The sequence below is a fragment of the Sphingomonas sp. BLCC-B65 genome (assembly GCF_028550675.1).
Taxonomy (GTDB): Bacteria; Actinomycetota; Actinomycetes; order Actinomycetales; family Microbacteriaceae; genus Microbacterium.
Genome location: NZ_JAQQGL010000001.1, coordinates 1,776,629 through 1,788,272 on the forward strand (window position 1 = coordinate 1,776,629; position 11,644 = coordinate 1,788,272).

General features: G+C 69.9%; 7 protein-coding genes. 1 reads left to right on the forward strand and 6 read right to left on the reverse strand.

What is annotated here, in order from left to right; all coding sequences use genetic code 11:
- Positions 1 to 8 precede the first annotated feature (8 nt).
- From PP359_RS08360 to PP359_RS08380, 5 genes are all read right to left on the reverse strand, one after another.
- Positions 9 to 2,252 (reverse strand): alpha-L-rhamnosidase, encoded by a 2,244-nt coding sequence (locus PP359_RS08360; protein WP_347418179.1) that lies wholly within the window; start codon positions 2,250 to 2,252, stop codon positions 9 to 11.
- 71 nt (positions 2,253 to 2,323) lie between these two features.
- Positions 2,324 to 4,411: a right-handed parallel beta-helix repeat-containing protein gene (locus PP359_RS08365; protein WP_347418178.1), complete on the reverse strand. Its 2,088-nt coding sequence runs from the start codon at positions 4,409 to 4,411 to the stop codon at positions 2,324 to 2,326.
- 51 nt (positions 4,412 to 4,462) lie between these two features.
- A complete protein-coding gene (locus PP359_RS08370) occupies positions 4,463 to 5,341 on the reverse strand; it encodes a carbohydrate ABC transporter permease (protein ID WP_239498508.1) in 879 nt (292 codons plus the stop codon).
- A complete protein-coding gene (locus tag PP359_RS08375; RefSeq protein ID WP_135949536.1) occupies positions 5,338 to 6,228 on the reverse strand; it encodes a carbohydrate ABC transporter permease in 891 nt (296 codons plus the stop codon). Before PP359_RS08375 ends, PP359_RS08370 begins: the two co-directional genes overlap by 4 nt.
- 74 nt (positions 6,229 to 6,302) lie before the next feature.
- On the reverse strand, positions 6,303 to 7,673 hold the full coding sequence (locus tag PP359_RS08380) for an ABC transporter substrate-binding protein (protein WP_112932195.1): 1,371 nt from the start codon (positions 7,671 to 7,673) through the stop codon (positions 6,303 to 6,305).
- Positions 7,674 to 7,839: 166 nt separating this feature from the next.
- Between PP359_RS08380 and PP359_RS08385 the strand changes: the two genes are divergently transcribed.
- A complete protein-coding gene (locus tag PP359_RS08385) occupies positions 7,840 to 10,374 on the forward strand; it encodes a glycoside hydrolase family 2 protein (protein WP_499250322.1) in 2,535 nt (844 codons plus the stop codon).
- Positions 10,375 to 10,421: 47 nt separating this feature from the next.
- Here PP359_RS08385 and PP359_RS08390 read toward each other — a convergent pair whose 3' ends face one another.
- Positions 10,422 to 11,624: a serine hydrolase domain-containing protein gene (locus PP359_RS08390; RefSeq protein WP_499250323.1), complete on the reverse strand. Its 1,203-nt coding sequence runs from the start codon at positions 11,622 to 11,624 to the stop codon at positions 10,422 to 10,424.
- Positions 11,625 to 11,644: the final 20 nt, after the last annotated feature.

The window sequence follows — 11,644 nt, forward strand, 5'->3', positions numbered from 1 at the left end:
CGGCCGCCTCACCCGTCGACGCGGTGCGGCGCAGCCCTCGTGACGACGTCGACGCGTTTCACCCGACCGGCCATTGCCGGCGCGATGTCGACCTCGACGCCGTCCGGAGCCTCGTACTCGGCGCGCAGAGCGCCCTCCCCGTCTCGCCACCAGGAGAGCGCGATGCGCCCGCGCGGAGAGTCGATGCTCGTCGATGCCCAGGGGAGGCCCGCCGGCGGACGCGGGTCGATGCGCACCCGAGCCCACCCCGGCGCCGCCGGGACGAGACCGCCGATGACGCGATGCATCCAGTCGGCGACCGCGCCGAGGGCGTAGTGGTTGAAGCTCGTCATCTCCCCGGGGTTCACGCTGCCGTCGGGCAGCAGCGAGTCCCACCGCTCCCAGATCGTCGTCGCGCCCTGCGCCACGGGGGCGAGCCAGGACGGCGGGTTCACGTTGAGCATCAGCGCGTGCGCGTCGTCGAGGTGGCCGGTGCGCGTGAGTGCGTCGCAGAGGTACGGCGCGCCCGCGAAGCCGGCGTTGACGCGGTGACCAGCGGTGCGAACCAGTTCGGCGAGGCGGCGGCCTGCTGCACGCGCGGCATCCGCTGTCAGCACACCGGAGACGATCGCGAGGGCGTAGACGGCCGGGGCGTCCGAGCGCAGGCGCCCGTTCGCCGTGGCGTAGACCCGTGCGAAGTCGCGCCGCAGACGATCGGCCCGCAGCTCGGCGTCGCGGGCGTCCTCCGCTCTCCCCAGAACGCGCGCCGTCTGCGCCACGATGGCGACACTCCGATACAGAGCCGCGGTGGCGATCACATCGCGATCGGCGACCGCGGCGAACGGATCGTCGGGTGGTGCCGTCGGATCGAGCCAGTCGCCGAACTGGAAGTCGCCCTCCCACACGCCACGCGCGGAGAGCCGTCCGCACACACGCTCGACGTGTGCGGTCATGCTCTCGTAGCTCTCCTCGAGCACAGCGACATCGCCGTAGGCCTCCCATATCGCCCACGGCACCCACACGGCGGCGTCGCTCCAGATCGCCGCGGACTCCGGCTCGGCACCCGGATCGACCGTCCAGCTGCGCAGCACATCCGGCACGACGTACGGCACGCGACCCTGTGCAGCCCGCTGCTCCGCCCGCAGATCGGCGAGCCAGTCGCGCAGGAAGGCCGACATGTCGAACAGGAAGCAGGCCGTGGGTGCGAAGACCGCGATGTCGCCGGTCCATCCCAGGCGTTCATCGCGCTGAGGACAGTCGGTGGGGAGGCCGACGGTGTTGCCGCGAAGGCTCCACACGACGTTCTGGTGGAACCTGTCGAGGAGGGCATCACCGCAGGAGAAGCGTCCCGTGCGTTCGAGGTCGCTGCCGACGACCACCGCCTCGACCGACCCCTCGACGGCATCCCACCCTTCGATGCGGGCGTACCGGAAGCCGTGGAAGGTGAACGTCGGCTCGATGACGTCCTCGCCGCCGCTCAGCGTCACGATGTCTTCGGCGCGGGCCGAACGCAGCGGTCTCGTGGCGAGCGTTCCGTGTTCGAGCACCTCGGCATGACGGATGCGGAGGACGTGACCGCGCGGGCCCTGCACGCGCAGTCGCGTCCACCCGACGAGGTTCTGACCGAAGTCGACGATCACCGCGTCGGACCCGTCGGTCGACATCTCCGCGGGTGAGATGACCTCGTGTCGCACGATCGGCGGGCCGATCCGCGGCACGAGCCGCGTCGCGTCGATCCGTTCCGTGTCGGGGGGATGCGAGCGGCCGCCGTCCCGGGTGAGGTCGATGGTCTGCCCGTCGTACAGATCGTCACGGACGATTGCCGACGCGGTGACGTCCCATGTCGCGTCCGTGACCACGCCGAGCGTCGAGCCGTCCGCGAAGGTGATCTCCAGCGCGGCCGCCACACCCGGCTCGTCACCGTAGAGACGCTCCGCACCCCACCACCCCAGACGGCCGCAGTACCATCCCCGGCCCGCGGTGAGCCGCAGCTCGTGACGGGCACCGGCGACGATCATCGCCGTCACGTCGTGGGTGGCCACCCGCAGCCGCCACGGGTAGGAGGTCCATCCCGGGCTCAGCACGTCGCGGCCCACACCGACGCCGTCGATGGCGGGCTCCACGAGACCCTCCGCGGTGACGGCGAGCCGAGCGGTGACCACGGGGCCGTGTCGCGCAGGAATATCGATGATCCGGGTGAATCGCGGCGCACCATCGATGACCACGCGGTCGTCGCTGCGGGGTGCGCGCAGCATCAGAGCGTGCTCGATCATCATCGCCTCCGGTGGAGCGTGGTCGCCTCGGCGGCGGCGGGGTCGGGTCCGCCACCGCCGCCGAGGGGTCATCAATTGATCGTGACGTCGCCGACCTGGATGCCCCAGGCGGAGACCGGTCCGAAGCGCACCTCGACGGCTCGGGTCGCCGCCGGCAGCGCCCCGCTCGTGATGGTGCGCGTGGTCCATCCGTTGGTCGTCGCGACCGCGGCCGTCGCCGTCGTCGGCACGGCGGTCTCGACCCCCGAGGCGTCCAGTGCCACGATCGTGATCGCCGACGGCGGCTGCGAGAAGTGGAAGGTCGTGAGGGTCACGACCTTGCCCGGTGCCGCATCCCACCGGATCCAGCCGGCGGCGTTGTTGGTGCGCTTGAACCGTGCCGCATCGCCGGCCATGTTCGACAGCGGCCCCGTCGTGTCGATGACGATGTTCGCCGATCGCGCGGTGCTGATGCTCCAGTCCGCCGCCGGATCGAACAGCGCCGGGGCGGGCGACGGCGGTGCGGCTTCATGGAAGCCGCGTGAGGGTGCCGCGGTGGGCGAGACCGCGTTGCCGAAGAAGTCGCGCAGCCCGTTGGCGGACTGCACGGCGCCGCTGGAGATCGCCGGGGACCCAGCCGTCAGCTTGTACGCGTTCGCCACGCCGAAGCCGTCACCCGTCGTCCCCGGAGCGACGAACGCGGGATCGGCGGTGATCTTCGCCGCGTCCGCCGGCTCACTCACCGGATGGTTCCCCGAGAAGAGGTTCGACGAGAAGACCGCGTTCGTCCCCAGGCCCGGGTAGGTGTACTCCCCCGTGCCGCGGTTGTCGACGATGTTGTTCGTGAACCACCACTGGCCGGGCGTCGAGGACGCGCACGCCCCGGCATCCCCGTCGCAGTAGATCGGCTTGGCCGGAGAACCCGGGGGGATCACGATCGTGTTGTTGTAGATGCGCACCGGCGCCGGCACACCCCACGAGAACGTGATGACGCCCTTCTGACCGCCCCACGCGTCGTTGATCGACAGGTTGCCGCGCACGACGACATCGCTCGAGAAGCCGCCCATCAGCAGGAGGAAGCCGCCCTCGTTGTCGTGAGAGTAGTTGTACTGAACGCGCGTGTTCGTGCTGCCCATGTCGACGTCGAAGCCCTGGCCGTCCGTCTTGTGGAGGCGCGTGCCGGACACTTCGTTGAACTGCACGAGGGTGTTCATGCCCCGCGTGGGCCAGATGCCGGCGGATGCGGGCATGTCGGAGCCCTCGAAGGTGCGCTGACCGGCGCCGCGCACCACGTTGCTCTCCAGCACGGCGCCGTCGGTTCCGAAGGCGAGGATGCCGTCGCTGTCGGGATCGATGACGGTGTTGGCGCGAACGCGCACGTTCGACGTGAGTGCGGACTGCACGACGACCGTCTGGCTGGTCGTGAAGTAGCTGTTGTCCCAGACGACGATGCCCGTGCGGCCGACGTTCTCGACGTGGTTGTTCTCGATGAGCACGCCGTCGAAGTTGGCACCCATGGCGGTCGTGTCGACGACGATGCCACCGTTGTCATGGGCGTCGAGGCCGCTGCATGCGAAGCACCCGTTCACGTCGCTCACGGTGTTGCCGCGGATGACGATCCCCCGCAGGGTCGTGTTGCCCGCGGAGTTTCGCACCTGGATGCCGGCGCGCGCGGTGCCCGGCGTCGTCGCGCCGAAGTTGTCGGTGCCGGAGTTGTTCGTGATGGCGAGATTCTCGATGGTCCACCAGCTCTGGTTCTCGAGCTGGACGGCGCCGCCGGTCGCCAGCGGTGCACCCGAGATCGACGGCGCCGCGCCGGTGCCGTAGGCCGAGATGGTGATCGGCGCCCCCGACGCACCGGAGCCCTTGGGCGCGAGCTGACCGCTCCACGCACCACCGCGTGCGAGCAGGATGCTGTCACCCGCCGCGAACGTGCGCGACGTGGCCGCGGCGAGGGACTTCCACGCCGTCGCCGGGCTGGTGCCGGCCGCGGCGTCATTGCCGGTCGCGCTGTCGATGTAATAGGTCGTTCCGGCCGCGATCGCGGCGGGGGCCGACACGGCGCCGGCCGTCAGGCCGCCGGCGACGATCGCCGCTGCGAGCGCGAGACGGCCGAGCGTCCGGGGCCGCGGGCGAGCGGTCGCGATGCGCAGACGGAGGGGGACGATCCGTCGTTTCATGGGTTCTCCTTCAGGTGCACCGTCCGCACCGTTGCGGACGGAGTGCGATCCTCAGTCCTTCATGCCGGCCGAGAAGCCCGCATTCGCGAGAAGCGGCCGCTGGAAGACGAGGAAGAGTGCGATGGGCACGACAGCGGCGACCACGAGGATCGCGAAGAACGTCGTCAACTCGTTCGTCCGCTCGAGCATCGGCAGCGCCACCGAGATCGGGCGCAGCTTCGGGTCGGTGAGCACCAGCGACGGCCAGAGATAGTCCTTCCAGGCTCCGATCGCCGCGAGCAGGGCGACGACCCCGAGGATCGGGCGCGCAAGCGGCAGGACCACGCTCCACATGATCCGGAGGGGACCGGCCCCGTCGATCTGCGCGGCCTCGATGAGTTCGCGCGGCAGGCCTCGCAGGAAGCCCGTGACCAGCAGCACCGCGAACGCGTTGGCCGCCGCGGGCAGCCACACGGCCCAGTAGGTGTTCTGCAGCGAGACACCGGTCCCGAACAGGTCGACGACGGTCAGGTAGAGCGGAACGAACGACACGATCGCCGGGAGGAAGATGGTGGCGAGCACCGCGGCCGAGAAGATCGGAGCCCATCGGGGGCGCATGATCGCGATGACGTATCCGGCGCTCAGGGCGACCACCACCGTCACAGCGGCGGAACCTGCGGCGAGCACGAGGGTGTTACCGAGCAGACGCGCCGTGTCGACGCCACGGAAGGCGTCGACGTAGTGCTGCCACTCGGTCATCCGGGCGAACACGCCGAGCGGGTCGGCGAGCACGTCACCCGTCTCTCCGAGCGATGCGGCGACGAGCCACAGCAGAGGGCCGAGTCCGGCGACCGCGAGCCCGACGAGAACGAGCGCATGCACGACGAACAGCGGCACCGCGACGCCGCGGCGGCGGCGCTCGGCCGGGGTGAGGATCGCGACCTCGCTCACTCTTGCCACCTCCTGGTGAGTCGGAGGTAGACGGTGGAGAGCACGGCGAGCACGAGCGCGAGGAGCACTCCGAGCGCTGTCGCCGCGCCGTAATCCGCCGACCCGCCGAACGCGTAGCGGTACATGAGCAGAAGCACGGTCAGCGTGGCGTTCTGCGGTCCGCCGGAGGTCATGAGGAAGGGTTCGGTGAATACCTGTGCGGCCCCGATGAGCTGGAGCAGCAGCATGATCAGGATGATCGTGCGCATCTGCGGAAGCGTCACATGCCAGATTCGCCCCCACACACCGGCGCCGTCCAGCGTGGCGGCTTCGTACAGCTCGGGTCGCACGGCGGTCAGCGCCGCGAGGTAGACGAGGACGCTCGTCCCGGCAGCGGCCCAGGTCGCCTGAAGCACGATGGACGGCATCGCCAGCGCGGCATCGTTGAGCCAGGCGAACGGGCCCACTCCGAGTGGCCGCAACGCGCTGTTGAACAGGCCCGTCGGCGCCGGGTCGTACGCGAACCGCCACAGCAGAATCGCGACGACGGGCGGAACGATCACCGGGAAGTAGGCGAGCGCCGCATACGCCCCGCGGGCGCGCGCCCGCACCGTCGAGATCACGACGGCGAGCGCCAGGGGCAGCGGAAATCCGAACACGATCGCGAGCGCGGTGAACCAGAGCGTGTTCACGACCGCCTGAGCGAGCTGCGGGTCCTCGAGCACATAGACGAAGTTGTCCCACCCGACCCAGTCGACGGGGCCGATGAAGGTCGTGCGCTGAAAGCTCATCAGCGCGCCGAGGACGATGGGCCACCAGGAGAAGGCGGCGAAGACGACGATCGTCGGCGCGGCGATCGCGAGGGCGACCAGATCGCTGCGCCGGTGGCGTCGAGAGCGGGCGGACATGCGGGACTCCGTCGGTGTCGAGAGGGGTGCGGTGGGGCGGCGCGCCGCCGCCCCACCGCGGGCGAGCACGGTGCTCACCGGGACAAGACGGCCTGCGCCTTCTTCGCCGCGTCGGATACCAGGGTGCCGATGTCGGCGTTCTGGTCGGTGATGACGGCCTGCACGACCGGATCGAGCGTCGCGTAGATGTCCTGGCCCTTCACAGGCGGTTCAGACTGCACCTTCTGCTCGGCGACCTTGTCGAGGTAGGGCCGGAAGTTCGCCAGCGGAACGTTGTTGAGGTCGGAGATCCAGGACAGGTACTGGTCGTACGCCGCGCTGGTGACCACGGGCAGGCCCGGGATCGCGACGGCCGAGCCCTGCGTGGCCAGTGCCTTCGCGTCGGCCTGTGCCGCATCCTTGCTCTCGTACTTCGCCAGAGCGGACAGCTGCACCCACTCGACCGCGGCCTTCACCTGTGCCGGAGATGCGTCGGGGCGCACGACCTCGATGTTGCCGCCGGACAGCGTGACGGGTGCCTGGCCGGCGGTGGCGGTCGGCATCGCCGCGAAGCCGAAGTCGGAACCGGGGAAGCCCAGCTGTTCGGTCAGCGGACGATAGGCATCCGACTGGAGGACGAACATCCCCACCTGGCGGCCGGCGAATGCCTGCGCCAGGTCGAGCGCCGCCATGAGCCCGTTCGGCGACATACTGGCGTCGGTCCAGCGCATGTCGTGGATGAGGCGCAGCGCGTCGGTCGTCGCACTGTCATCGAAGGTGATTTGATCGCCCTTGTCGTTCACGAGGGATCCGCCCCGCGACGCCGCCTCGGCTCCCAGCACCCAGCCGCCCTGGTTGTCGGTGGTGACCTGTGCGAAACCGTAGGCGCCGGTCTTGTCGTGAATCGTCTTGGCTGCCGTGCGCACCTCGTCCCACGTCGTGGGCGGGGAGTCGGGATCGAGGCCCGCGGCCGTGAACAGGGCGCGGTTGTACACCAGCCCCATGGCGTACGCCATCGTCGGAACGCCGTAGGAGCGCCCGTCGGCGCTGACCAGATCGACCAGCTGCGGATTGAGCTTCGCGGTGACACCGAGCTGGTCGACGGCATCCGTGATGTCGGCGACCTGCTTGCGCTCGATGAGGCCGCGGATCTCCGTGAAGGGCACGCCCATGACGGTGGGAAGGTCGCCGGCGGCGAGGCGGGCGGAGAACGTCTGAGCGTCCCAACCGTCCTCGGTCGTGGTGACGACGTACGTCGGGTGGTCCTTCTTAAAGGTCTCCACGAGCGCGTTGAACTGCGCGAGTCGCGCCGTCTCGGTCGCGGCCGGCTGATTGCCGATGACGATCTCGACGGGGCCGGTCGGGTCAGGGCTCGCGCCGCCGCTGCATGCGGTGAGCCCGGTCGATGCGAGGCCGAGGAGGGCTGCAGCGCCCACCCAACCTCGGATGCGGAGTGGTCTCTTCATCGAAACTCCTCTTTCTGGTGCCGGATTGCCGACACTCGGTGCGTGTTGTACTTTGAACTCATCGGGATGCCAAAGCGCTTTTGCACGATAGCCCCCGAAGGGCCGACGATGCAAGACCGCATCACCACATCCGCCTCCGAGCGACCGACTTCAAGGATGAAAACACGTGCTCCTGCGCCTACCCACCCCTGCCACGTGGCAGCTCACCGCCCTGTCCGGCCCGGTGCCGGATGCGGTCGCCCACGCACCCGACGGCACCCCGCGTCGCTTTGCCGCCCCCGTTCCCGGCGACGTCCACATGGCCTTGCGCAGCGCGGGCGCGATCGACGACCCCCACGAGGGCGACAACGAGCGCCGGCTGGCGTGGATCGGACAGTCCGACTGGTCGTACGAGACCACTCTCGAGCAGATCGACACCACCGCGGAACGCATCGACCTCGTTCTCCACGGCGTGGATACACATGCGGTGCTGCGGGTCGACGGCGACGAGCGCGCCCGCCTCAGCAACATGCACCGCACGTGGCGCGTCCCCGTCCCGGAGCTCGCCGCGGATGCCGTCGCGCTGCGCATCGACATCGACTCGCCCGTGGCGATGGCCACCGCCGAACGCGACCGTCTCGGCGCACGATGGAGCGTCTTCAGCGATCTGTCTCCGTTCATCCGCAAGAACGCCTGCGCGTTCGGCTGGGACTGGGGCCCCGCGCTGCCCGGGTCGGGAATCTGGCGCCGCGTCGAGATCGAAGCCTGGTCGACCGCCCGTCTGAGCGCGCTGCGACCGACGATTCGCCTGGACGGCGCGGACGGCGTCGTCGACCTGGATGTCGAACTGGAGCGCTCGGGTGCGGTCGGCTCCGACTCAGCCCTCATCATGATCGCCAGGATCGGGGACGTCGGCGTCCAGGTGGACGTCGAACCCGGCGCCGTCCACGCGCACGCTCGCCTCGACGTTCCCGCGCCAGAGCGCTGGTGGCCCGCAGGACTCGGCCCGCAGACCCTGCACGATCTGGTCGTCACCCTGACGACCTCGGACGGCGACGTGCTCGACACTCAGACGTGTCGCGTCGGCTTCCGCGACCTCGTCGTCGAGCAGGTCGACGACGAGGTCGGGCGCAGCTTCGGCATCACCGTGAACGACGTGCCGCTGTATGTCCGCGGGTTCAATTGGATTCCCGACGACACGTCGCTCGCCGCGGTGACAGAGGACGACGTGCGTCGACGTGTCGCGGAGGCCCGAGACCTGGGGGCGAACCTCCTGCGGGTCTGGGGAGGTGGCGTCTTCGAGTCCGACGAGTTCTACCGAGCGTGCGATGAGGCCGGAATGCTCGTCTGGCAGGACTTCCTCTTCGCGTGCGCGGCCTACCCGGAGGAGGAGCCGCTACGCACCGAGGTCGAGGCGGAGGTGCGCGAGAACATCACCCGCCTCATGCCCCATCCGAGCCTGGCGTTGTGGAACGGCAACAACGAGAACCTCTGGTTCTGGTTCCTGCACGACTGGGAGCACGCCCTCGACGGCGCGACCTGGGGCGAATGCTTCTACACCGACCTCCTGCCGACCCTCACCGCCGAGCTCGACCCGGGGCGCACGTACCTCATCGGCAGTCCGTCCTCGGGCGGGCGGTGGGACGATCCCAACGATCCGACACGGGGTGTCGTGCACTGGTGGATACCCGACGACTATCGCGCCTACGACGACGTCAGGCCGCGTTTCGTCTCGGAGTTCGGCTTCCAGGGCCCTCCCGCACGTGTGACCTTCGACGCCGTGACGCACGATGCGGATCCCGCTCCGTTCTCCCCCGGCACGGTGCAGCGACAGAAGGCCGAGGGCGGAACGGAGCGCATCAACGACGTGCTCGCGGCGCACTTCGGCGTCCCGCGTGCTTTCGACGAGTGGTACTGGCTCGCCCAACTCGATCAGGCGCGGGCGGTGCGGTACGGCGTGGAACGGTTCCGCTCTCTGGAACCCTTCTGCCGCGGAACGATCGTGTGGCAGCTCAACGACTGCTGGCCCGCGTTGTCCTGGTCGATGATCGACGTGAACGATCGGTTCAAGCCCGTCGCCTACGCCGTGCGCGAGGCGCATCGCGATCGCATCGTGGTGCTGCGCCAGGAAGACGGGGTTCCTGCGCTGTTCGTGTGCAACAGCACGAGCACGGTCTGGTCGGTGGACGTCGAGGTGCAGCGCTGGCGTCCGGACGATCTGGTCGAGCGGTGCTCACTCCGTGTCGTCGCAGAACCTCATCGCTCGACCCGCGTAGACCTCTCCGTGATCGCCGCCGCGCTCGCGCCCGACGAACTCCTGATCGCCACGGCGCTCGCGCCGGACGGTCCGACCCGCAGCTCGCTGCTCGGCGGGACCGACCGGCAGTTTCCCGATCGCGTTCCGGCGTTCGAGCTGAACGTAGAGGTCGCGCCGGACGGTGTCGGCATCCGCATCGACGCGCACACGCTCCTGCGCGACGTGACGCTGCTTGTCGATGCTCTCGACCCCGAGGCGCACGCCGACCGCAACGTGATCACCCTCCTGCCGGGCGAGCACGAGATCTGGCGGATACGCACGGCACACCCCGCGGTGTTCACGCCCGAGCGCGTGCGCGCGGCGGTCCGCACCGCCCACGCGGCGAGCGATCCCGATCCCGACTATCGCGGACTGGCGCAGCTCGAACGCGAGAAGGCCGCGCGGAGCGCAGCGGCGCACGGATGAGCTGCTCGCGGCATCCTCCCCCGGCGGATGCCGCGAGCACCCCCCGTTCAGCCGAGCGCCGGCGCCAGCGCGTCGAGCAGACGTCGCCAGCGTGGGTCGCGCCCCGGTTCGGGAAAGAGCATCCGCTGACCGATGAAGGCGAAGCCCGTGCGTGATCCGGGATGAGCGAAGGCGAGACGCCCGCCCATGCCGGCGTGGCCGAACGAGCCCGACCCGAGCATGGGGCAGAGCTCGTGAGCGATCTCGAAGCCGAGGCCCCAGCGCGTGGTCAGCGCCGCGGCGGGGTTGCATGCCGGCTCGGCCACGCCGTCCAGCCAGTCCGCCGAGACCCTCGCCACCGTGTCGTCGTCGAGCAGTCGGACGCCGTCGACGGGCGCGACGCAGGCACCGTAGGCGCGCGCGATGCCGCGCGCCGTGGCGACGAGCCCGCCCCCGGGAACGAGCGCCCTCCGAAAGTCGCTGCCGTTCACGAGCTCCGTTCCCTGCACGCCGTCCTCCCGCTCGAAGAGGGGCACGATCTGCAGGGTGCTCGTGTAGGCGGATCGGCAGGCGGCCCCGGACGCGGAGTCGGTGCCGCCCGGCTCGGGAGGCGGCACGATCGGGTCCATCAGCACCGGCCGGAATCGACCGTCTGCTTCGGGAGGCGTACCCAGCCAGAGGTCGGCGCCGAGCGGCGCCGCGATCTCCTGCTGCAGAAGCGCACCGGCGTCGAGACCGGTGACGCGACGAAGGATCTCGCCCGCCAGCAGGCCGTAACTGAGCACGTGGTAGACCCGGGCGCTGCCCGGCGGATAGTCGGGGGAACGCTGCGCGGCGCGTGCGGCCAACCGCACGGGATCGAGAAGATCCCGCGCGTCATCGAGCGGAAGCGTCGGCATCCCCGCCGTGTGCGTGAGGACATCGGCGACCGTGATCGACGCCTTGCCCGCGACCGCGAACTCCGGCCAGTAGGCCGCGACGGGCGCCAGGGGATCGATCGTTCCCCGCTGGATCTGCTGGGCCACCAGCATCGCGACGATGCCCTTGGCTGCCGAGAACGCGAGCGTGGTGGAATCGCGCTCCCACGCCGTCCCGGAGAGGGGATCGACACCGCCCCACAGATCGACGACGGTCTCGCCCCGGTGGACGACACAGAGGGCGCCCCCGGCTCGGTCGGCCTGGAGGACATCGGCGAAGGCCGAGCGCACGGCAGCGAAATCGGAGCGGACGTCGCCGTGCACGGCGATCTCGGTGGCACCATCATTGGACACACGAGCAGTCTATGCCGAAC

What these genes read in the sequence shown, in the direction of transcription:
- PP359_RS08365 (WP_347418178.1), bottom strand. Translation starts at nt 4,411, where the DNA reads ATGAAACGACGGATCGTCCCCCTCCGTCTGCGCATCGCGACCGCTCGC.
- PP359_RS08380 (WP_112932195.1), bottom strand. Translation starts at nt 7,673, where the DNA reads ATGAAGAGACCACTCCGCATCCGAGGTTGGGTGGGCGCTGCAGCCCTC.
- PP359_RS08360 (WP_347418179.1), bottom strand. Translation starts at nt 2,252, where the DNA reads ATGATCGAGCACGCTCTGATGCTGCGCGCACCCCGCAGCGACGACCGC.
- PP359_RS08375 (WP_135949536.1), bottom strand. Translation starts at nt 6,228, where the DNA reads ATGTCCGCCCGCTCTCGACGCCACCGGCGCAGCGATCTGGTCGCCCTC.